The organism is Gluconacetobacter tumulisoli (assembly GCF_014174155.1).
GTDB classification, from domain to species: Bacteria; Pseudomonadota; Alphaproteobacteria; order Acetobacterales; family Acetobacteraceae; genus Gluconacetobacter; species Gluconacetobacter tumulisoli.
Window position 1 is genome coordinate 25299 of sequence record NZ_JABEQM010000009.1, and the last position, 20317, is coordinate 45615.

Sequence of the window (20317 nt, forward strand, 5' to 3'; positions counted from 1 at the left end):
TCCGATTTTTGTCCGGAGCTATCCGGGAAGCCCAACGTCTCAATTTAGACATTGAAGTCAGCGGTACCGATCCTCTTGATCGGTGGTCGTCATGAACCAGACCAAGATCCTATGGGGATCGGTGTTCGCCGTCGGCACCGTGATCCTGGCCTTCACCTGGGCGGCGACCCAATGGGCAGCCTGGCGGCTCGGCTTCCAGCCGCAGCTTGGTGCTCCGTGGTTCACGCTGCTCGGCTGGCCGGTCTATTATCCGCCGGAGTTCTTCTGGTGGTGGTTCGCCTACGACGCATACGCTCCGGACATCTTCACCATCGGCGGTTACATCGCGGGGTCGGGGGGCATTGTCGCTGTGATCGTCGCGATCGCCCTATCCGTCTGGCGTGCCCGCGAGAAGAAACGCGCCACCACTTATGGTTCAGCACATTGGGCCGAACCGCGCGAGATCCGGCGCGCCGGATTGCTCGCCCCCGATGGCGTGGTGCTGGGCCGCTCGGCCGATGCCTATCTGCGTCATGACGGGCCGGAGCATGTGCTGTGCTTCGCGCCCACCCGCTCGGGCAAGGGGGTCGGTCTGGTGGTGCCGACGCTGCTGACCTGGCCAGGTGCGGCGATCGTCCATGACATCAAGGGCGAGAACTGGACCCTGACTGCCGGCTGGCGCGTCCGCTTCGGCCGGGTGCTGCTGTTCGATCCGACGAACCTTGCCAGTGCTGCCTATAATCCGCTGCTGGAGGTCCGGCGCGGCGAGCGGGAGGTCCGCGATGTGCAGAATATTGCCGACGTGCTGGTCGATCCCGAGGGCGCTCTTGAAAAGCGCAATCATTGGGAGAAGACCAGCCACGCCCTGCTGGTCGGCACCATCCTGCATGTCCTCTACGCCGAGGAGGACAAGACCCTGGCCGGGGTGGCCAATTTCCTCTCCGACCCGAAACGCGCGATCGAGACCACACTGCGCGCCATGATGACCACGCCCCATCTCGGGGCGAAAGGCGTGCATCCCGTGGTCGCCAGTTCGGCGCGGGAACTGCTCAACAAGAGCGATAACGAGCGCTCGGGCGTGCTGTCCACCGCCATGTCGTTTCTTGGTCTCTATCGTGATCCGGTGGTGGCGCATGTGACGCGGCGCTGCGACTGGCGGATCCGCGATCTTGTCGCCGGCAGCCGTCCGGCGACGCTCTATCTGGTGGTGCCCCCTTCGGACATCAGCCGCACCAAGCCGCTGGTGCGCCTGGTGCTGAATCAGATCGGCCGCCGGCTGACCGAGGAACTGGAGGCGAAGCGCCGTCATCGCCTGCTATTGATGCTCGATGAATTCCCGGCGCTGGGTCGGCTGGATTTCTTCGAGAGCGCTCTGGCCTTCATGGCGGGCTATGGGATCAAGAACTTCCTGATCGGCCAGAGCCTGAACCAGATCGAGAAAGCCTATGGCCAGAACAACTCGATCCTCGACAACTGCCATGTCCGGGTCAGCTTCGCCACCAATGATGAACGGACCGCCAAGCGGGTTTCCGACGCGCTCGGCACCGCGACCGAAATCCGCGACGCCAAGAACTATGCCGGGCATCGGCTGTCGCCGTGGCTCGGGCATCTGATGGTGACGCGGCACGAAACCGCGCGGCCGCTGCTGACGCCCGGCGAGATCATGCAGCTTCCTCCTGACGAGGAACTGGTGCTGGTGTCCGGTTGCCCGCCGATCCGGGGGCGCAAGGCGCGCTATTTCGAGGATCCCGAACTGGCCGCGCGTATCCTCCCGCCACCCCTGTTCGAGCCGCCGCCGTCTCCGGAAGGAACGCCGCCCATCGGACCGCAGCCGGCGGGAGACTGGGCCGATGTGGTCCAGCCGCCTCCTGCCAGCAATGTGGATGATGATCCTGCCAATGCCGGCATCCGCCGGGAGCCGGAACTGCCGGAACAGGAAGAGGTGGTGCAGGCGCCGAGAAAGCCGGTGCATGAATTCGACCCGCCCGAGGATGAGCCCGAGGATGATGCGACACGGGCACAGACCCTGCGACGCGGCGAGCGGGCTCTCGCGCGACAGGTGTCGCTCGATCCCGGCGACAGGATGGGGCTATGACCAGGATGCGGATCAAACACACGATCCGGCTACCCGCCGATCTCAGTGTCAGGCTCGCTGATTACGCTGCCCGGAAGAAGGTGTCGCAGGCGCTGATCGTGGAGACGGCACTGGCATCGTTTCTGTCGCCTGATGGACCGGAACGGCTGGAGGCGGCGTTGGCCCGGCGGCTGGACCGGATGACGCGGCAGTTAGAACGGATGGAGCGGCGGGTCACGATTTCGAATGAATCGCTAGCCGTCTTCGTGCGGTTCTGGCTGACCAGCACCCCTCCGCTGCCGGATGCTGCCCTGGCGGCGGCGCAGAGCAAGGGGCGGGAGCGGTATGACGGGTTCATTGAAGCTGTTGGACGCCGGCTCGCTAGAGGGAAGACGCTGGACGACGAGGTGAGGCTGGACGTGGGGTCAGTCGCCGAAGGGCAGGATATCTGACCCGGCAAACAGTCTTGCAAAGTTAGGTCTGGGTTGCGGGGGGAACGGACAGTCCGCTTCGCAGAACGGATGCATGAAAGCGGACGTCTCCGCCAATACCGGAGCGGTCCAGAGCGACTAGCATTCGGTTTCCGCCGTGGATCGGCTACGAACGGACCAACAACATGACGTCGTGAACAGGATTGACTGTCATATCGGCATCACAGAAACTGTATAAAAGTAGTCTGCATGACTGCATCAATTCTGATCAAACTCGATACATAATATTCCTGAATATAATTTTTCACCAATGGAAGTATGCCGATGCCCTCTCTTTGGGACAGTTTCGGACCTCTGGCCGTATTTGTTCTCGTCACCTCGATCACGCCTGGCCCGAACAATACGATGCTGGCGGCATCAGGCCTCAATCACGGCTTCAGGCGCACGATTCCGCAAATGTTAGGCATCAGTATAGGCATTGTCGTCATGGTTGCTCTGGTTGGGATTGGACTGGGCAGCATTTTTGATAGGCTGCCCTTTCTCTACGTCGCCCTGAAATACATCAGCGCACTCTATCTGATATGGCTCGCCTGGAAGATCGCCACTTCCGATGCGAGCGGATCAACTACTGGCAGCACCAAGCCGTTGAGTTTTTTGCAGGCGGCCGGGTTTCAGTGGATAAATCCGAAAGCGTGGGTCATGGCCGTCAGTATTGTCTCAGCCTACACACCCCGCCATGATTTCCTGTTCAATCTACCCGTTGCCTGCCTGATGTGCGGGATAGTCAGCTTGCTGACTGTCAGCCTCTGGGCCGGATTCGGTGCGTCAATGCGGCGATGGCTAACACGCCCGACGATTTTGCGCGGGTTCAATATCGGCATGGCGCTCCTGCTGCTGGCCTCGCTCTATCCCCTCATGCAGGAGGCCACGACGTGATGAAAATGATCGGCCTGATCGGTGGCATGAGTTGGGAGTGCAGTGAACAGCGCCGAGACTGGCGGTGACCAAAAAGTCCACAACCCTTGTTTCACGTCCGCTTCGAGAAGGCGCGGATTGACTCCCTGCTGTCCGAGAAGAAGGCGCATTCTGCCCGTCTACTATGTTTCAAGTGGACGGGCACCTTAGGCTGGGGGAAACGGAAGGTCGATTGTTAGGCGACGAAAGTAGAAAAATTTCCGTTCGCAATGCCGATCGTTAGTCCAGATGCGGTGTTAGCACATCTTCGATCCATTTCATGAATGCGCGGACTCGGCGCGACAGATTGCTCCGATGTGCCACGACGAGGGACACCGGGATCGCCCGCCTACGAAAATCGGGCATGATCTCCACAAGCGCTCCACTCTTCAAATATTGGCCAATCCCCACGAGCGGCGCCTGAATCAGGCCAAGGCCGGCGAGGGCGGCAGCGTCGTAGGTCTGCGCGCTGTTGACGTGTAGGGCACCTGGCAAGTGAAGCGTCGCGTAGCTGTCGCCATCCGGATATTCCCATCCATGAGGTCTGGTGCCCAGCATCGTCGAAAAATGAATTGTCCGATGTTCCTGACGGTGGAGATCTTCTATCGATCGAGGGACGCCGTAGCGCGCCAGATAGGCGGGACTGGCAGCGTTGATCATACGCAACAGGCCCAGCGGGCGGGCAATCAGTGTCTCGTCCCGGATGGGACCAAGCCGCAATACGCAGTCGAACCCCTCCTGCACCAGATCGACGTGCCGGTCCGTACTCGACACTTCCAGCACCAGTTCCGGGTGAGACGCCATGAAATCCGGTAAGGCTGGCAAGATCGTTGTGCGTGCTACTTCGGTCGGAAGATCGACCCGTAAACGCCCACGAAGTGCCACGCGATCACCTGAAAACATCGAGTGCAGATCATCGACTTCAGAAAGCAGATCGCGGGCGCGGGCATGAAATGCGCGTCCGTCCTCCGTCAACTGCACGCTGCGCGTCGTCCGGTGCAGAAGTCTGGCGCCGACCTCTTCTTCCAGCTTCCGGACCGCCGTTGAGGCTCTTCCCTTCTGAATGCCCAGGCTATCGGCTGCGCGGGTGAAACTCCCCATTTCCGCGACCGTTATGAAAATGAGGATGGGCTCGAGATTCTGCATTTTCGTACCCCGGTATTGTTTTCCACAGAGAGAACAGTGCGTTCGAATCTTCGGCATTTATCATACCAAGGAGACACAGTAGGCTCTGAAATGCGGGAACCCCTATCGGAGAATGACATATGTCCGAAACCATGAACCTGCATCCGGGGCCTGAAGCCGTGACCTTGCATTGCACCCTGTGGGCCGGCCGGATCATGAGCGCGATTGTCGTGATCGCTCTGGTAGCAGACGGGACCATTCAGCTTTTCGCGCCGGCACAGATCGCGAGCATGCTGCGGGAAACCGGGTTCGCGATGGACCTGACCCGGATCGTGGGTCCGATCATACTCGCCTGCGCCGCCCTTTACGCTATTCCGGCCACCGCCGTCCTCGGCGCGATCCTTGTGACGGGCTTTCTGGGCGGCGCCATCTGCGCCCATGTCCGCATCGGTGAGGTGGGGTCGCCGGCGGAAATCATGTCCTTGCTTCTGGGTGTGATGACATGGGGCGGCCTCTACGCGCGCGATCCCCGTATCCGGGCCATTCTGCCGCTCATCCGTTGAACCAGCAGTGGCAGAGCTCTGTCCCGCAAGATCAGGAGAAAACACATGTTTTTAGTCGTGGGAATCACGGGAAAAGTGGGCGGCGCAACGGCAGAACATCTGTTGGCGCAAGGTAAGGCAGTACGCGCGCTGGTCCGCAGTCGCGAGAAGGCGTCGAGCTGGGCGAAGCAAGGCGTGGAACTGGTCGACGGCGACTGGAATGATTCGGCAGCCATCGGGCGGGCTCTCAAAGGCGTTGAAGGAGCGTTTGTCATGTTGCCACCTGTCTGGGCGCCGTCGCCCGATTATGAGGAGGCCAGGGGAGTGATTGCGAGCTATGTTGAGGCACTGACCCAAGCAGCGCCGCCGCGGGTGGTAGTGCTTTCGTCAATGGGTGCGAACCGAACCAGCGGGCTCGGAATGATCACGGCCCTGTCGCTTCTGGAGCGAGGTTTTCGCAATCTGACTTCGCCAGTCGCATTTGTGCGCGCAGGTGGGTTCTTCGAAAACTTCCTCTACGGCCTGCAGGTCGCCAGGGGCGGAACGCTGCCGGTCTACTACAATCCGACAAGCCGGAAGTCGACCATGGTCGCGACAAGCGACATCGGTGCGGAGGTCGCAGCCCTTCTGACCGGACCAGCGTGGTCAGGGCAACGCATCGTCGAACTTGGTTCGATGGTCAGCGCGGATGAAGTTGCCGGGCAATTGGGGGAAGTCCTGAAGCGTGACGTGAAAGCCTTTGCCATTCCGCGCGCAGGGTGGGCGGAAGCGTTCGGGCAACTCGGCATCCCGAAGGGCCACACCGGACCGGCCGAAGAAATGTATGAGGCCGTGAATGCAGGATGGATGGACCTCGGCGTCGAGGGTACGGAGCACGTCGCCGGCACGAAATCTGCACGCGATGTCTTCGAGGCGGCACGGAACGCCGTCGGGGCGTAAGTCCGGCACGAATGAAGCATGAAACGGGGACTTCTTGTGTTCGTGCCCGGCGTGTCGCAGAAAGCGCTCAACAGTTCTGGGCAACACGGATTGCACCCACTCTGGCCTGTAGTAGCCTCTGTTTTATGAGGTATGCACCCGGCGGAGCATCGCGCCACCATGCGACGTCCGCTTTCGGGAAGGCGCTAATTTCGACTGAACGGCCAGCATGAGAGCGAATGCCGCCTTTCCGCTCGGGCCGGGAAAACGAAAAGTCCGCTGTCGAGCCCCCGGACGGAAAAGTGGTCGGTATGGGTGACGGTGTGCGGCGATAGCCTCAGTCCAGTGCAGGTGCTTGTTCAATCATCGCCGATAGGACGAATGACCCGTGCCGGAGTTCCGCCGACAAGGCTGTTCCGGGGAACATCCCTCGTGACGACAGAACCCGCGGCCACAACCGAGTTTTCGCCAACCGTCACCCCGCCAATGATCGTTACGCCGGCTGCAATCCAGACGTTTCTCTCAATCACGATGGGTTTTGCGACAACGCAAGCACGTCGCTGGGACGGTGCAATCGGGTGGCTCGACGTGATGAGATTCACATTTGGCCCGATCATCACATCATCGCCAATGTCGATCCCGCCCAGGTCGTACAGGGTGCAGTTCTGATTGATAAAGACGTTGCGCCCAACCCGGATGTGCTCGCCGCCACTCGTATAGAATGGCGGTATGAGCGAAAAGCTGTCGTCCACCTTTTGGCCGATGAGATCGCTGAACACAGCCCGGATTTTGTCCGCATCGTCGAATGTCAAACGGTTGAGAACCGGCGTAATCGCCATGGCTCGCCTGACGCTTGCCACCATAGCCGCTGATTCCGGTGTTCTTCTGGGAATGACCTTGGCGCGATCGTTCTTCGACATACGTTATTTTCCTTGGGTTTCGACTGAGCGTCCGTTCCTGCGCGCAAGGACGACACGGAGATTCGCTCAGTGTCGCTACAACGTAAAAGGACCGAAAATAACCCCAGGCGCTCATGGTGTGCCGTCTGATGGCGGCTTCCAGGCTCGAAACGAGCCGGCGGCCATGCCCGCAATGAGGGGCGAGCCGGCTGCTGCCATCTGCCTCCAAAAACTATAGTCTCGCGGTAATTGGACGATGAGCCCGATCAGACCGCCTTCTTCAGAACCGGACTGGCCTTGAAGCGCACGGTCTTGCCCGCCTTGACCTTCACCGGCTCGCCGGTGCGGGGATTGAGCGCCTTGCGCGCCTTGGTCTTGTGGACGGTGAAGGTCCCGAAGGACGGCAGGGTGAACCCGCCCTCCTGCTTCAGTTCGGCGACAATGGCCCCGACCAGATCATCGGCGGCCTTGGTAGCGGCAACGCCGGTGCAGTCGAGGGAATCCTGAAGAACGGCGGCAATGAAGGCTTTGCTCATGCGGGCGCAGGTCCGTGTCGTGGTCGATTCCGCAAACGGTAGCAGCGCCCTTTCGCCCCGTCACCGCCCAAACGGCGACACACCCCTATGCAAGTTCTTCTATCCCAGCCCCCTACCCCCATCAGACACTTGTTGCGCTGGCGTGACCATGCCTCTTTCTAATCACCCCTGCTGATCCATCGCCTCCCTCGGGAGGTCAAATGCGGGGTTTCCTGTGTCCGTCGCTCCCTTCCGCTCCGAAGCCGTCGCCCGAGGCACGCGCATGCTGCGCACCGCGTTCGGGCCAGCCATTGCCGGGCACCTCGACGATCCGTCGATCGTCGAGGTGATGCTCAATCCCGACGGTAGGTTGTGGATCGACCGGCTCGCCGGCAGGATGGAGGACACCGGCACCCGGATCGCGCCGGCCGACGCCGAGCGGATCGTCCGCCTGGTCGCCCACCATGTCGGGGTCGAGGTGCATCCCGGTAGCCCGCGTGTCTCCGCCGAACTGCCGGGAAGCGGGGAGCGGTTCGAAGGGCTGGTGCCCCCGGTGGTGGCAGCACCCTGCTTTGCCATCCGGCGCCCGGCGGTCGCGGTGTTCTCGCTCGACGATTATGTGGCAGCCAGGATCATGACCGCTGCACAGGCGACGTTTCTGCGTCGCGCCGTCGCCGAGCGGCAGAACATCCTGGTCGCCGGCGGCACCTCCACCGGCAAGACCACCCTGGTCAACGCGCTGCTGGCCGAGATCGCGCAGACCGGCGACCGGGTGGTGCTGATCGAAGACACCCGCGAATTGCAATGCGCGGCTCCTAATCTGGTCGCCCTGCGCACCAGGGACGGCGCCGCCTCGCTCTCCGACCTGGTGCGCTCCTCCCTACGCCTGCGTCCGGACCGGATTCCGATCGGCGAGGTGCGTGGCGCCGAGGCGCTCGATCTCCTGAAAGCCTGGGGCACCGGCCATCCCGGCGGCGTCGGCACCCTGCACGCGGGCTCCGCGATCGGTGCCCTGCGCCGGCTGGAGCAACTGATCCAGGAAGCCGTCGTCACCGTGCCGCGCGCCCTGATCGCCGAGACCATCGATGTCATCGCGGTGCTGTCCGGGCGCGGCAGCGCGCGCCGGCTGGCCGAACTCGCCACCGTCCAGGGCCTGACCCCGGACGGGAATTACCTCCTCGCATCTGTCGGAGATCCGTCATGACAAGCATGATCGCCCTGCGCCATCGCTTTGCCGTGGCTGGCGCCACCCTCTCGCTCGCCCTGCTGTCGGCCCCGGCCTACGCCTCGGGCTCCAGCATGCCGTGGGAAACTCCGCTCAACGAGATCCTGGAATCCGTGCAGGGGCCGGTGGCCAAGATCATCTCGGTGATCATCATCACCGTGACCGGTCTGACCCTGGCCTTCGGGGAAACCTCGGGTGGCTTTCGCCGCCTGATCCAGATCGTCTTCGGCCTGTCGATCGCCTTTGCCGCGTCCAGTTTCTTCCTGTCCTTTTTCTCCTTCTCGGGCGGAGCACTGATCTGATGGAGCCGGACAGCATTCCCGGCTTCACCGCCCCGGTGCATCGCGCCCTGATCGAGCCGATCCTGCTCGGCGGGGCGCCGCGCACGGTGGCGATCGTCAACGGCACGCTGTCGGCGGCAATCGGCCTCGGGCTGCGGTTGTGGATCGCCGGCGGGATCTTCTGGCTGGTGGGTCATTTCGCCGCCGTCTGGGCGGCCAAACGCGATCCCGCCTTCGTCGATGTGGTGCGACGGCACCTGCGTTACCCCACCCATCTGGTCGGGTGAGGGCGCCATGCTGAATCTCGCCGAATACCGTCATCGCCGCGATCGGCTGGCCGATTTCCTGCCCTGGGCGGCATTGGTCGCCAGGGGCGTGGTGCTGAACAAGGACGGCGCCTTCCAGCGCACGGCCCGGTTCCGCGGTCCCGACCTGGACTCCTCGACCGCTTCCGAGTTGGTCGCGATCACCTCCCGCCTGAACAACGCCCTGCGCCGTCTCGGCTCCGGCTGGGCCATTTTCGTGGAGGCGCAGCGCCGGCAAGCACGGGGCTATCCCGCGAGCCCGTTCCCCGATCCTGCCTCCGAACTGGTCGACGCCGAACGCCGGGCGCAGTTCGAGGAAGAGGGCGCGCATTACGAGAGCCGCTATTTCCTGACCCTGGCCTGGCTGCCGCCGGCGGACGATGCCGCTCGCGCGGAAGCCTGGCTCTACGAGAACCGCGCCCGTGGCGGCTCCGACTGGCGGGCGGTGGTCGCAGGTTTCATCGACCAGACCGATCGGGTGCTGGCGCTGCTCGACGGTTTCATGCCTGAAGCCGACTGGCTCGATGACGGCGAAACCCTGACCTATCTCCATTCCTGCATCTCCACGCGCCTGCAGCGGGTCCGGGTGCCGGAAATCCCGATGCACCTCGATGCCATCCTGGTCGATGAAGAACTCACCGGCGGCCTGGAGCCCCGGCTGGGCGATGCGCATTTGCGCACGCTGACCGTCACCGGCTTTCCCACCCAGACCTGGCCGGGCCTTCTGGACGATCTGAACCGGCTGGCCTTTCCCTATCGCTGGTCGACGCGGGCGATCTGCCTCGACCGTACCGACGCGACCAAGGTGCTGGGCCGGATCCGGCGGCAATGGTTTGCCAAGCGCAAATCGATCATGGCTATCCTCAAGGAGGTCATGACCAACGAGGCGTCGGTGCTGCTGGATTCCGACGCCGCCAACAAGGCCGCCGACGCCGATGCGGCATTGCAGGAACTCGGTACCGACCAGGTCGGGCAGGCCTATGTCACCGCCACCGTCACGGTGTGGGACGAGGATCCGACCGTTGCCGCCGACCGGCTGCGGCTGGTGGAGAAGACCATCCAGGGCCGCGACTTCACCTGCATGCGCGAGAGCGTCAATGCGCTCGAAGCGTGGTTCGGCAGCCTGCCGGGCCATGTCTACGCCAATGTCCGCCAGCCCTGTGTCTCGACCCTGAATCTCGCGCATATGATCCCGCTCTCCGCGGTATGGGCCGGGCCGGAGCGGGACGGGCATTTTGACGCTCCGCCGCTGTTCTATGCCCGCACCGAAGGCTCGACCCCGTTCCGCTTTGCACTTCACGTCGGCGATGTCGGTCACACGCTGATCGCCGGGCCGACGGGTGCGGGCAAGTCCGTGCTGCTGGCCTTCATGGCGATGCAGTTCCGCCGCTACGCCGGTGCCCGGATTTTTGCCTTCGATTTCGGCGGCTCGATCCGCGCTGCCACCCTGGCGATGGGTGGCGACTGGCATGATCTCGGCGGCGCGCTGGCGCAGGACGTGAACGAACCGGTCGCGTTGCAGCCGCTGGCGCGGGTCGATGAGCCGGGCGAACGCGCCTGGGCAGCGGAATGGGTGGCGAGCCTGCTGGAGCGCGAGGGCGTCGCGGTTACCCCCGACCTCAAGGAGCATCTGTGGTCGGCGCTGACCTCGCTGGCCTCGGCCCCGGTCGCGGAACGCACCATTACCGGTCTGTCGGCACTGCTCCAGTCGCTGGCCTTGAAGCAGGCGTTGCAGCCTTATTGTGTTAGTGGCCCGTGGGGACAATTGCTCGACGCCGAGCATGAGCGGCTGGGCGTCGCCGACATCCAGGCCTTCGAGATCGAGGGGCTGATCGGCTCGGGCGCCGCGTCCGCCGTACTGTCCTATCTGTTCCATCGTATCGAGGACCGCTTTGAAGGCAGCCCGACGCTGCTGATCATCGACGAGGGCTGGCTGGCGCTGGACGATCGCGCCTTCGCAGGACAGCTCCGGGAATGGCTGAAGACGCTGCGCAAGAAGAACGCCTCCGTCATCTTCGCCACCCAGTCGCTGGCCGATATCGACGCCAGCCCGATCGCTCCGGCGCTGATCGAAAGCTGCCCGACGCGCGTGTTCCTGCCGAATGATCGGGCACTGGAGCCGCAGATCACCGCGATCTATCGCCGGTTCGGTTTGAACGATCGCCAGATCGAGATCCTCAGCCGGGCCACGCCCAAGCGCGACTATTACTGCCAGTCCCGGCGCGGCAACCGGCTGTTCGATCTTGGCCTGTCCGAGGTGGCGTTGGCCTTCACCGCCGCGTCGTCGCCCGACGACCAGGTCGCGATCGACCGAATCTTCGCCCGGCACGGGCGCGACGGGTTCGCGGCGGCCTGGCTGGCGCACAGGGGCGTGGACTGGGCGATCGAAATGCTCAGGCCGGGAGAGGAATCATGAAAAACAAGATGACAGCGAAATCAGTTTTCATATTCGGCGTTGGCCTGGTGATGCCGCTTGCCTTAAGCGGACCGGCCCAGGCGCAATGGGCGGTCTATGACGGCGCCGCCCATGTCCAGACGGTGCTGATCGCGGCGCGGGAATTGCAGCAGGTCAACCAGGAGGCGCAGAGCCTGCTCAATGAGGCGACCATGCTGGAGAACCAGGCCCGCAACCTCGCCAATCTGCCGCTCTCGGTGCTGGCTCCCTTGGAGCAATCAATCCAGCAGACCGAGCAGATCGTCGGCCAGGCGCAGGGGCTCTCCTATAATCTGACCAGCATCGATCAGGCCTTCACCCAGACCTATCCGCAGGCGCTGGGCAGTCCGGCCTCCGCGGCGCAGATGACCGCCGATGCGCAGACGCGATGGCAGAACGCGCGGGGCGCCTATCAGGACGGGCTGCGCGTGCAGACCGGGGCGGTGCAGAATCTCGATGCCACGCGCAGCCAGATCGACAGTCTGATCACCTCGAGCCAGTCCGCGACCGGCGCCTTGCAGGCCGCGCAATCGGGTAACCAGCTGACCGCGCTGCAGACGCGCCAGCTTGCCGACCTCACCGCGGTCGTTACGGCGATGGGCCGCGCCCAGGCGCTGGAAGGTGCCCGTCAGGTCGAGGGTGAGGAGCAGGGCAGGGCGCAACTGGCGAATTTCCTCAATTACGGGGCCGGCTACACGCCCGGCACCGCGCAGATGTTCCACTGATGCGCGGGTTACGTCTCTCCCCGCCGATCGTCTTCCGGCTGGTTGCCGTCGGGCTGGTCGTTCTGATTCTGGTCGCCGCCAGCCTTCATCTCCGGCACGTCCCCCGTGACGTCGGCGTACCCGATCTCGGGCCGCCGGGCTCTCATGACCGGCTTGCCGCCGGTCTGGCGCGCTGCCAGGCGCTCGGCATGAAGGCCGACGGCGATCCGGCTTGTGTTGCGATCTGGGCCGAGAACCGCAAGCGCTTTTTCGCGCCCGACGCGGCACGGTGACGCCATGCAACAGGGCACCGGCGTCATCGACAATTTCCTTGCCATCTTCACCCAGTATATTGATTCCGGCTTCGGTCTGGTGCAGGGCGACGTCTACTGGCTCGCCGGTGTGCTGATCACCATCGACATCACCCTGGCCGGACTGTTCTGGGCGCTGGCGCCGGATGAGGACGTGCTGGCGCGGCTGATCCGCAAGACCCTGTTCATCGGCATGTTTGCCTTCATCATCGGCGACTTCAACGGGCTGGCGAAGATCATCTATAAGTCCTTCGCCGGGCTGGGCATCGAGGCCGGCGGTGGGCATCTCACCCAGGCGCAACTGCTCCAGCCGGGGCGGCTGGCGCAGGTCGGCATCGATGCCGGCAAGCCGATCCTGACCTCGATCTCCTCGCTGGTCGGTTTCGTGGCCATCTTCAACAACGCGATCCAGATCGCGGTATTGCTGATTGCCTGGCTGATCGTGGTCATCAGCTTCTTCGTGATGGCGATCCAGCTCTTCGTGGCGCTGATCGAGTTCAAGCTGACCACGCTCGCGGGGTTTGTGCTGGTACCTTTCGGGCTGTTCGGCCGCACCGCCTTCCTCGCGGAGAAGGTGCTGGGCAATGTGGTGTCGTCCGGGATCAAGGTGCTGATGCTGGCCGTCATCGTCGGCATCGGCTCGACGGTGTTCGGCCAGTTCACCAGTGGCTTCAATAATCCGCCCACCATCAATGACGCGCTGACCCTGATCCTCGCCTCCCTGACGCTGCTCGGCCTGACCGTGTTCGGCCCGGCACTGGCCAACGGCCTGATCGCCGGTGGTCCGCAGTTGGGTGCGGGCTCCGCCGTTGCCACGGCGGCCGGGGTTGTCGGTGCCGGCGTTGCTGCTGCGTCAGGGGTTGGACTCGCTGCGGGTGCTGCGGCGGCCGCTGTGCGTGGGGGCGCCTTTGTCGCCGGTGGCGCCTCCGCCGCCTATCGGGCCGGCGGTGCAGCAGGTGTGGCCAAAGCCGGACTGTCCGCTGCCGCCAGCCCGCTGCGCCGCGCGGCGGCCGGTGTTCGCACCAGCTATCAGGCTGGCGGGGCGGCCGCGACCGGCGGCGCGGGTGGTGCCACGGCTTCGGGCACTGGCGGCGGAGCGGGTGCGGCCGGCAAGCCGCCGGCCTGGGCCAGCCGGATGCAGCGCAACAACCGGATCAAGGGCGGGGCTGACGCCGCCGCGCAGGCGATCAAGGGCGGTGACCGACCCAGCGGCGGCCATGACGTCGATCTCTCGGAAGGAGAATAGCCATGTTCCGTCGCCCCACTGTGCGGTTCGGCCGGACGCCGGAGCCCGAGACGCCCTATCACAAGGCCGGACAGGTCTGGGACGACCGCATCGGCTCGGCCCGTGTCCAGGCGCGCAACTGGCGGCTGGCCTTCTTCGGTTGCCTGGCTTTGAGCGGCGGGCTGGCCGCCGGGCTGGTCTGGCGGTCGGCGCGCGGCACCATCACCCCTTGGGTGGTGCAGATCGACCATCTCGGCCAGGCGCAGGCCGTCGGTCCGGCGACGGCCGCCTATCGGCCGACCGATCCGCAGATCGCCTGGTATCTCGCGCGTTTCATCTCCGAGGTGCGCGGCATCCCGGCCGATCCGGTGGTGCTGCGGCAGAACTGGCTCGACGCCTATAATTACGTCACCGATCGCGGCGCGCTGGCCCTGAACGACTATGCCCGCACCAACGATCCGTTCAGCCGGATCGGCAAGATGCAGGTGGCGGTCGAGATCGCCAGCGTCATCCGCGCCTCTGACGACAGCTTCCGGGTGGAATGGATCGAGCGCCGCTATGTCGACGGCGCGCTGGCCGCCACCGAGCGTTGGAGCGCGATCCTGACCATTGTTGTGAACACCCCCACCGACGCCGAACGGCTGCGCAAGAACCCGCTCGGCATCTACATCCACGCCCTCAACTGGTCCAGGGAACTCGGCTGATGCGAACCATGCAGAACCTCGCGCCGCTCATGATCCTGCTGGCGCCGCTTGCGGCCTGCTCCTCATGGAAGCCGCCTGTCATCAGATACGACGATACGCCCCGGCAGGCGGTCCTGATGCCCGAGCCGCCCAAGCCGGTGCAGGTGGTGGCACTGCCCGAGCCCTTGCCGCTGCCGGGGCAGCTCAAGCCGATCCCTTACCGGCATGCGGCGACGGAATCGACGGATCCCCATCAGCGGGTCGAGCGCGCCAACAGCGCGGCGCGGATCCAGCCGACGCGGGCCGGCTATCTCAATGCGATCCAGGTCTATCCGTTCTCCGAGGGCGCGCTTTATCAGCTCTACGCCGCACCCGGCGAGATCACCGACATCGCGCTGCAGCCGGGCGAGAAGCTGGTCGGTTCCGGCCCGGTCGCCGCCGGCGATACCGTGCGCTGGATCATCGGTGACACCGAGAGCGGGGCAGGGGCGTCGAAACGGATTCATATCCTGCTCAAGCCGACCCGGCCGGATCTCACCACCAACCTGGTCATCAATACCGACCGGCGGACCTACCATCTGGAACTGCGCTCCGATGAGCGGACCTATATGGCCTCGGTGTCCTGGGACTATCCGCAGGACCAGATCGTTGCCCTGCGCGGCCAGGATCGTGACGCGGGCCTCACGACGGCAGTCGCGACCGGCGTCGATCTCGACGCGCTGAATTTCCGCTACCGGATCGAGGGTGACGATGCGCCGTGGCGACCATTGCGGGCCTTCGATGACGGGCGGCAGGTCTTTATCGAGTTCCCCACCGGCATCGCCCAGGGTGAGATGCCGCCATTGTGGGTGATCGGCCCGCAAGGCGACGGCCAGTTGGTGAACTATCGCGTGCGCGGCAACCACATGATCGTCGATCGCCTGTTCGCCGCTGCGGAACTGCGGCTGGGAGCGAAGCACCAGCAGGTGGTGCGGATCGTCCGCACTGACGGGTCGCGGCGGTCATGAACGACAGCGCCGGAAGTGGCGGCACCGAAACGCCAGGGGCCGCTGTCAGGCCATCTGGAGAGATGCGGCTGCGGACGACGCGGCCGCCGGTCACGCGGCTGTCGCGCAAGGTGATCCTGTGCCTGTCGGTCGTCGCCGTGACCGGCGTCGGCGGCGCGCTCTATCTGGCGTTGAGGCCGGTGCCACCGAAGAGCAATGCCGAGCTTTATAATGCCGGCGGCCGCACCACGCCGGACGGGCTGGCGAACCTGCCGGGCGACTATAGCCATCCGCCGCGCCTCGGACCGCCGTTGCCTGGCGATCTTGGTGGGCCGTTGCTCAAGGCCGGCGTGGGGGCCTCCGGCATGGCGACACCGGCCACACCTGCCGATCCGGAGAAGCAGCGTATCGCCCAGGAGCAGGAAGCGGCGCGGGTCAGCCATCTGTTCACCCAGACGCAGATGGGACGGGATATCGCGACGCCGGCGACACCGGGCGCGACCGTAGCCCCGCCCAGCAGCGTTGCCACCGATCGCAAGCAGGCGTTTCTCGATGGTCCCGTCGATCACCGCACCGTCAGCGCGGAGCGGTTGGCACCCGTTCCCAGCCCCTATGTGCTTCAGGCGGGATCGATCATACCCGGTGCGCTGATCACCGGTATCCGTTCGGACCTGCCGGGCGAGGTTACAGCGCAGGTGACGGAAAACGTCTATGACAGCCCGACCGGGCATATCCTGCTGATCCCGCAAGGGGCGAAGCTGATCGGCCGCTATGATTCCCACATCGCCTACGGGCAGACGCGGGTACTGCTGGTCTGGACCCGGCTAATGCGCGGGGCTGGGGATTCGATCGTGCTGGAAAACGAGCCGGCCGCCGATACGGCGGGCTACGCTGGGTTGCAGGACCAGACCGACAACCATTGGGGCGAGGTATTCAAGGCCGCCCTGGTCTCGACCATTCTCAGCGTCGGTTCCGCGGCCGACATCAGTGGTGGCAACGGGATTGCACAGGCCCTGCGCACCGGCGGCTCGCAGGGCTTCAACCAGATCGGCGAGCAGATGGTCGGACGGTCGCTGAATATTCAGCCCACCAATATCATCCGGCCGGGCTTTCCGGTGCGGGTGATGGTGCATCGTGACCTGGTGCTCACCCCCTACGGACAGGAGGCGTCCCGATGACGAAGCTCAGGCTTGGGTCGATCGCAGATGACAAACCGGTGCGGCTCACCGTGGAGCTTCCTGCTGCCGTGTATCGCGATCTTGTCGAGTATGGGCGAATTCTGGCGCGTGAGAGCGGTCAGGCCGAGATCGCCCCCGCGAAGCTGATTGCGCCGATGCTCGCGCGCTTTATGGAGGCGGATAGGGGCTTTCGGAAGCAGCGCCGCAAGGCATCAGCCGACGTCAGAGCTTCGCCCGATCCCGTATGAAGGCGACGAATTTGCCCACCACCGGATCTTCGGCCTCCGGCCGCCATACGAGATTGATCTCGAAGTGCGCGTTGTCCTCGTCGATAGGGATGAAAGTCAGACCGGGTAGGTTCAGACAGGTATAAGCCTGCGCCGCGATCGTGATGCCGTATCCGGCGCCTACGAGAGCGAAAACGGTCAAATTGCTTGCCTCGAAAACCTGCAAGCGAGCACCGGGTAGGCGCGAAGCGAAGAAATCCCGACCGATCCCGTCCTTTCCCCATGCCCATAGAAGCAGAATCTCGCCCTCAAGATCGCTCCATCGCAACACAGGTTGCGCGGCCAGGCGATGACTAGTCGGCAGCACCGCCACCAAGGGCTCGAAGCAGACGGGGGACCCTGCCTCGTAACGATCTAACAGAAAGTCGGGCACCAGCGCTGCATCGATCTGGCAGTCGATCAATGCAGTATGAAGGGCGCTCGCGGTCGGCTCATGTGGTGTCACGCTGACACCCGGATAGGCGGTGCGCCATTCCCACAGCAAGCTTGCCAGAACGCCGTTCACCGGCGGCAGGTAGAATCCCACATGGATTTCTCCTGTCTCGCCACCGCTGCTTCGCCACAGCGTATCCGTCAGCGCATTTGTCTCGGTCAGGACACGGCGAACGTGCCGCAAGGCCAAACGCCCCGGTGCGGTGACTCGAATTCCGGCTGAACTTCGCTCGACCAAGGTCACCCCCAGTCGGTCCTCAAGACGACTTACAGCCCTGCTGAGAGTCGATACCCGCAGCCGCAAGGACTGCGCTGCTTTACCGAAGCTCCCAGCCTCAACAACCGCTAGAAAATAACGTAGCTCGGTGAACCGCATCGTTACGCAGACCCGTTGCAGTTGTGTACTAAGATCCGTTGATAGCCCGCTGTCTATACGGCTGCGGCGGTCAAACTGGCATGATGAGACCGGTCATTCACCGCGACTATCTTCGGACAATCACCCTGTTGAAGTCATCGGATCGTCGCGTGCGATCCGGTTCAGCTCGTCTATGATGGGCGCGTCGCAATCGCTCGGTTTAGGCCGACCAAAAAGATAGCCTTGAACTTCACCACATCCTTCCTCGCGGGCGCGATCAAGATGGGCCGGCGTCTCGACCCCTTCGGCGACCGTGGTCACGCCCAGACGCCGACCAAGGCTCGCCACTGCCTGTACAACGGCTGCACAGTCAGCGCGTTCTACAGAATCCCGCACGAAGGAGCCGTCGATCTTGATTTTATCAAAAGGAAAAGCACGCAGATGGGCGAGCGAGGAATAGCCGGTTCCGAAATCGTCCAGCGCGACGCGGACGCCAAGGTCCCGCAATTGCCGTAATTCCCCGATAATATCTTCTTCATTGTTGAGAAGGGCGGTTTCCGTAACCTCGATCTCCAAGCGGTCAGCCGATAGACAGGAGACAGTCAACGCCACACTGACGGCCGTAACGAGCGTTCCGCTGCCGAGCTGTCTGGCAGAAACATTCACCGCAATGCGCGCATTGTCCTGCCAACCGGCGGCTTCCCGACAAGCCGCGTTCAATACGAAGCTACCAAGCTGATCGATCAGACCACTTTGTTCGGCAACAGGAACAAATTCGTCCGGTGAGATCCAGCCTCTCTGCGGGTGGTGCCATCGCACGAGAGCCTCCCGGGCGGTCACAGTACCTGTCTCGATGGCCACGATGGGCTGATAAAAGACAAACAGCCCATTTCCACTCTCCAGCGCCGCACGGAGCGTGGCCTCGAGGCGTATGCGCTCCTGAATGCGCGTCTCCATATCGGGTAAAAAGATCCGAAACGTTCCCTTGCCAGCCGTCTTTGCGGCATAGAGCGCGATGTCCGCCCGCCCCAACAAGGTCTCGCCATTATCGCCATGAAGGGGCGCAAGCGCGACTCCGACGGATGCACCGATATGAAGGCTACGGTCCTCATCGAGCTCGTAGCGAACGCTCAGAGCAGCAACGATGCTGGCGGAAAGGGCGGCAGCCTCCTCGGCATTGTCGTGCGGAATAAGAATGCCGAATTCATCGCCCCCCAACCGTCCAACGAAAGTCGCTGGACAGTTGCAAGTGGCGCGCAAACGCCCTGCTACCTGGTTCAGTAGAAGATCGCCCACTCGATGTCCCCAAGTGTCGTTCACAAGCTTGAAGCCGTCGAGATCGACGAACAACAATCCAAATCGGTTGCCACGCGGTGCTAGCCGTTTGTCCAGTTCCTCGTGGAAGGTGCTACGGTTCGCCAGGCCGGTTAGTGAGTCGTTTTTCCGGATGCGCCGATCGGCTTCCGCCTCTTCGGTTACAAGCGCCCATGTGAGCATGGGACCAATATAATCCCCGTCATTATCGGTAATTGCGGTGACCTTGAGGTCCAGAATCTCCGGGCCAAGCTTGATACGAGCGTTGTGCGGAAGATTCGCGGGATCGGCGAGAATTCTACGCTGATGTTGTGGCTGTCTATGGAAGACATCGATGCATGTGCCGATGAGTTCGTCAGCAGCGAGGGGCAAAAGATGCTCGATCTGCCGGATCAAGCGTTTCGAGGTCTCGTTGGCATAGTTGATGTTCAGCGTCTCCGGCTCGACGGTCATCACGGCGACGGGCATCTCATCGATCATGCGCAGAAGTCGGCTCTGCTCCCTGCCCTTGGCACGCGCCTCGGTGGATGCGGTGACCATGCGACCGAAATCCCGCTTCTGGATTAGGACGACGATCACTGAAGTCCCGATGACAACCATCACGTTGATGGCCATGCCGATGAATACGGGCTCTCCGGTCGAAGCAAAATAGATAACAAAGGCGATCCCTGCGATGACGGCGACAATCAGGGCGGCCGAGCGCAGATGAATGAAGAAAAATATGGTGCCGATAATGGAGATCACAAGAAAAAAGGCGACATAACTCTGTTCGAGATCGTCACCATAGGGAAATAACGTGAAGGCCCAGAGAGGAAAGACCAGAACCAGAACTGCAGTTACGCGGTTCGCATCCTGGACTTCCCTGATCGACCTGTCCGTCGTCATAGCGAAATTCTTCTTTCGCCACCAGATCACCAAAAAGAACGCGCAGACTGCCGTGAGAAGAGCGCAGGGGTATACAGTCAGCCAGAGGGGCGCACGACTGATAAAAGCCACCGCAAGTAACCACGCATTAGCCACGAGGACGACATAGAGAAGTGGAATTAACCGCGAAAGGACGGAGAATTGCGCTTCAAGCAATTCCAGATTTTTAGACTGTACCGCCAGGAATGCCCTGATCCCGGTGGAGATTAATGTCGCGCTCATGAGGACCTCGTGTC

At 63.2% G+C, this 20317-nt stretch carries 21 protein-coding genes; 16 read left to right on the forward strand and 5 right to left on the reverse strand.

Annotated features, from left to right (window positions below; all coding sequences use genetic code 11):
• The first annotated feature begins 91 nt into the window (after positions 1-91).
• The 3 genes from HLH28_RS11765 (at position 92) to HLH28_RS11775 (ending at position 3420) form a co-directional block, all read left to right on the forward strand.
• Positions 92-2074: a conjugal transfer protein TraG gene (locus HLH28_RS11765; RefSeq protein ID WP_182959341.1), complete on the forward strand. Its 1983-nt coding sequence runs from the start codon at positions 92-94 to the stop codon at positions 2072-2074.
• A gap of 5 nt (positions 2075-2079) precedes the next feature.
• Entirely contained in the window at positions 2080-2505 is a 426-nt protein-coding gene (locus tag HLH28_RS11770) for a CopG family transcriptional regulator (protein ID WP_182959581.1), read from the forward strand.
• Between the two features lie 303 nt (positions 2506-2808).
• The gene (locus tag HLH28_RS11775) at positions 2809-3420 is read left to right on the forward strand and encodes a LysE family translocator (RefSeq protein WP_182959343.1); all 612 of its coding nucleotides are present in this window, start codon (positions 2809-2811) and stop codon (positions 3418-3420) included.
• A 258-nt stretch (positions 3421-3678) separates the two neighbouring features.
• On the opposite strand, the gene HLH28_RS11780 is transcribed toward HLH28_RS11775, so the two are convergent.
• Complete coding sequence (locus HLH28_RS11780) at positions 3679-4584, reverse strand: LysR family transcriptional regulator (protein ID WP_182959345.1); 906 nt, start codon at positions 4582-4584, stop codon at positions 3679-3681.
• Between the two features lie 131 nt (positions 4585-4715).
• On the opposite strand from HLH28_RS11780, the gene HLH28_RS11785 reads away from it, so the two are divergent.
• Both HLH28_RS11785 and HLH28_RS11790 read left to right on the forward strand, forming a co-directional pair.
• The gene (locus HLH28_RS11785; protein WP_246396053.1) at positions 4716-5126 is read left to right on the forward strand and encodes a DoxX family protein; all 411 of its coding nucleotides are present in this window, start codon (positions 4716-4718) and stop codon (positions 5124-5126) included.
• Between the two features lie 45 nt (positions 5127-5171).
• Positions 5172-6044 carry an NmrA family NAD(P)-binding protein gene (locus HLH28_RS11790; RefSeq protein ID WP_182959349.1) on the forward strand — a complete coding sequence of 291 codons (873 nt, stop codon included), beginning with the start codon at positions 5172-5174 and terminating at the stop codon, positions 6042-6044.
• Between the two features lie 338 nt (positions 6045-6382).
• Here HLH28_RS11790 and HLH28_RS11795 read toward each other — a convergent pair whose 3' ends face one another.
• A complete protein-coding gene (locus HLH28_RS11795) occupies positions 6383-6943 on the reverse strand; it encodes a sugar O-acetyltransferase (protein ID WP_182959351.1) in 561 nt (186 codons plus the stop codon).
• Positions 6944-7188: 245 nt separating this feature from the next.
• Positions 7189-7458 carry an HU family DNA-binding protein gene (locus HLH28_RS11800; RefSeq protein ID WP_182959353.1) on the reverse strand — a complete coding sequence of 90 codons (270 nt, stop codon included), beginning with the start codon at positions 7456-7458 and terminating at the stop codon, positions 7189-7191.
• Between the two features lie 214 nt (positions 7459-7672).
• Between HLH28_RS11800 and trbB the strand changes: the two genes are divergently transcribed.
• Genes trbB through HLH28_RS11855 form a run of 11 tightly spaced genes read left to right on the forward strand, consistent with a single transcriptional unit; the run spans position 7673 to position 17017 of the window.
• The gene (trbB, locus tag HLH28_RS11805) at positions 7673-8641 is read left to right on the forward strand and encodes a P-type conjugative transfer ATPase TrbB (RefSeq protein WP_182959355.1); all 969 of its coding nucleotides are present in this window, start codon (positions 7673-7675) and stop codon (positions 8639-8641) included.
• A complete protein-coding gene (locus HLH28_RS11810) occupies positions 8638-8964 on the forward strand; it encodes a TrbC/VirB2 family protein (protein ID WP_182959357.1) in 327 nt (108 codons plus the stop codon). The genes trbB and HLH28_RS11810 overlap by 4 nt, the downstream gene beginning before the upstream one ends.
• A complete protein-coding gene (locus tag HLH28_RS11815) occupies positions 8964-9230 on the forward strand; it encodes a VirB3 family type IV secretion system protein (protein WP_182959359.1) in 267 nt (88 codons plus the stop codon). Before HLH28_RS11810 ends, HLH28_RS11815 begins: the two co-directional genes overlap by 1 nt.
• A gap of 7 nt (positions 9231-9237) precedes the next feature.
• The gene (trbE, locus tag HLH28_RS11820) at positions 9238-11664 is read left to right on the forward strand and encodes a conjugal transfer protein TrbE (RefSeq protein WP_182959361.1); all 2427 of its coding nucleotides are present in this window, start codon (positions 9238-9240) and stop codon (positions 11662-11664) included.
• Positions 11661-12407, forward strand: a complete 747-nt coding sequence (trbJ, locus tag HLH28_RS11825; protein WP_182959363.1) for a P-type conjugative transfer protein TrbJ — start codon at positions 11661-11663, stop codon at positions 12405-12407. The genes trbE and trbJ overlap by 4 nt, the downstream gene beginning before the upstream one ends.
• Positions 12407-12679, forward strand: coding sequence for a putative entry exclusion protein TrbK-alt (gene trbK-alt / locus HLH28_RS11830; protein ID WP_182959365.1), 273 nt, complete (start codon positions 12407-12409; stop codon positions 12677-12679). Before trbJ ends, trbK-alt begins: the two co-directional genes overlap by 1 nt.
• A 4-nt stretch (positions 12680-12683) precedes the next feature.
• Positions 12684-13943, forward strand: a complete 1260-nt coding sequence (trbL, locus tag HLH28_RS11835; RefSeq protein ID WP_182959368.1) for a P-type conjugative transfer protein TrbL — start codon at positions 12684-12686, stop codon at positions 13941-13943.
• Positions 13944-13945: 2 nt separating this feature from the next.
• Complete coding sequence (trbF, locus tag HLH28_RS11840) at positions 13946-14626, forward strand: conjugal transfer protein TrbF (RefSeq protein WP_182959370.1); 681 nt, start codon at positions 13946-13948, stop codon at positions 14624-14626.
• Positions 14626-15612 (forward strand): P-type conjugative transfer protein TrbG, encoded by a 987-nt coding sequence (gene trbG / locus HLH28_RS11845; RefSeq protein WP_182959372.1) that lies wholly within the window; start codon positions 14626-14628, stop codon positions 15610-15612. The genes trbF and trbG overlap by 1 nt, the downstream gene beginning before the upstream one ends.
• Entirely contained in the window at positions 15609-16769 is a 1161-nt protein-coding gene (locus HLH28_RS11850) for a TrbI/VirB10 family protein (RefSeq protein ID WP_182959374.1), read from the forward strand. The genes trbG and HLH28_RS11850 overlap by 4 nt, the downstream gene beginning before the upstream one ends.
• Positions 16766-17017, forward strand: a complete 252-nt coding sequence (locus tag HLH28_RS11855) for a DUF2274 domain-containing protein (RefSeq protein ID WP_182959376.1) — start codon at positions 16766-16768, stop codon at positions 17015-17017. Before HLH28_RS11850 ends, HLH28_RS11855 begins: the two co-directional genes overlap by 4 nt.
• Here the strand turns inward: HLH28_RS11855 and HLH28_RS11860 are convergent.
• Together HLH28_RS11860 and HLH28_RS11865 are read right to left on the reverse strand one after the other, a co-directional pair.
• Positions 16992-17864 (reverse strand): LysR family transcriptional regulator, encoded by an 873-nt coding sequence (locus HLH28_RS11860; RefSeq protein ID WP_182959378.1) that lies wholly within the window; start codon positions 17862-17864, stop codon positions 16992-16994. The genes HLH28_RS11855 and HLH28_RS11860 overlap by 26 nt on opposite strands.
• Positions 17865-17984: 120 nt before the next feature.
• The gene (locus HLH28_RS11865; RefSeq protein WP_182959380.1) at positions 17985-20303 is read right to left on the reverse strand and encodes a putative bifunctional diguanylate cyclase/phosphodiesterase; all 2319 of its coding nucleotides are present in this window, start codon (positions 20301-20303) and stop codon (positions 17985-17987) included.
• Positions 20304-20317: the final 14 nt, after the last annotated feature.

What these genes read in the sequence shown, in the direction of transcription:
- HLH28_RS11765 (WP_182959341.1), top strand. Translation starts at nt 92, where the DNA reads ATGAACCAGACCAAGATCCTATGGGGATCGGTGTTCGCCGTCGGCACC.
- HLH28_RS11770 (WP_182959581.1), top strand. Translation starts at nt 2,080, where the DNA reads ATGCGGATCAAACACACGATCCGGCTACCCGCCGATCTCAGTGTCAGG.
- HLH28_RS11775 (WP_182959343.1), top strand. Translation starts at nt 2,809, where the DNA reads ATGCCCTCTCTTTGGGACAGTTTCGGACCTCTGGCCGTATTTGTTCTC.
- HLH28_RS11780 (WP_182959345.1), bottom strand. Translation starts at nt 4,584, where the DNA reads ATGCAGAATCTCGAGCCCATCCTCATTTTCATAACGGTCGCGGAAATG.
- HLH28_RS11785 (WP_246396053.1), top strand. Translation starts at nt 4,716, where the DNA reads ATGAACCTGCATCCGGGGCCTGAAGCCGTGACCTTGCATTGCACCCTG.
- HLH28_RS11790 (WP_182959349.1), top strand. Translation starts at nt 5,172, where the DNA reads ATGTTTTTAGTCGTGGGAATCACGGGAAAAGTGGGCGGCGCAACGGCA.
- HLH28_RS11795 (WP_182959351.1), bottom strand. Translation starts at nt 6,943, where the DNA reads ATGTCGAAGAACGATCGCGCCAAGGTCATTCCCAGAAGAACACCGGAA.
- HLH28_RS11800 (WP_182959353.1), bottom strand. Translation starts at nt 7,458, where the DNA reads ATGAGCAAAGCCTTCATTGCCGCCGTTCTTCAGGATTCCCTCGACTGC.
- HLH28_RS11810 (WP_182959357.1), top strand. Translation starts at nt 8,638, where the DNA reads ATGACAAGCATGATCGCCCTGCGCCATCGCTTTGCCGTGGCTGGCGCC.
- HLH28_RS11815 (WP_182959359.1), top strand. Translation starts at nt 8,964, where the DNA reads ATGGAGCCGGACAGCATTCCCGGCTTCACCGCCCCGGTGCATCGCGCC.
- trbE (WP_182959361.1), top strand. Translation starts at nt 9,238, where the DNA reads ATGCTGAATCTCGCCGAATACCGTCATCGCCGCGATCGGCTGGCCGAT.
- trbJ (WP_182959363.1), top strand. Translation starts at nt 11,661, where the DNA reads ATGAAAAACAAGATGACAGCGAAATCAGTTTTCATATTCGGCGTTGGC.
- trbK-alt (WP_182959365.1), top strand. Translation starts at nt 12,407, where the DNA reads ATGCGCGGGTTACGTCTCTCCCCGCCGATCGTCTTCCGGCTGGTTGCC.
- trbL (WP_182959368.1), top strand. Translation starts at nt 12,684, where the DNA reads ATGCAACAGGGCACCGGCGTCATCGACAATTTCCTTGCCATCTTCACC.
- trbF (WP_182959370.1), top strand. Translation starts at nt 13,946, where the DNA reads ATGTTCCGTCGCCCCACTGTGCGGTTCGGCCGGACGCCGGAGCCCGAG.
- trbG (WP_182959372.1), top strand. Translation starts at nt 14,626, where the DNA reads ATGCGAACCATGCAGAACCTCGCGCCGCTCATGATCCTGCTGGCGCCG.
- HLH28_RS11850 (WP_182959374.1), top strand. Translation starts at nt 15,609, where the DNA reads ATGAACGACAGCGCCGGAAGTGGCGGCACCGAAACGCCAGGGGCCGCT.
- HLH28_RS11855 (WP_182959376.1), top strand. Translation starts at nt 16,766, where the DNA reads ATGACGAAGCTCAGGCTTGGGTCGATCGCAGATGACAAACCGGTGCGG.
- HLH28_RS11860 (WP_182959378.1), bottom strand. Translation starts at nt 17,864, where the DNA reads ATGCGGTTCACCGAGCTACGTTATTTTCTAGCGGTTGTTGAGGCTGGG.
- HLH28_RS11865 (WP_182959380.1), bottom strand. Translation starts at nt 20,303, where the DNA reads ATGAGCGCGACATTAATCTCCACCGGGATCAGGGCATTCCTGGCGGTA.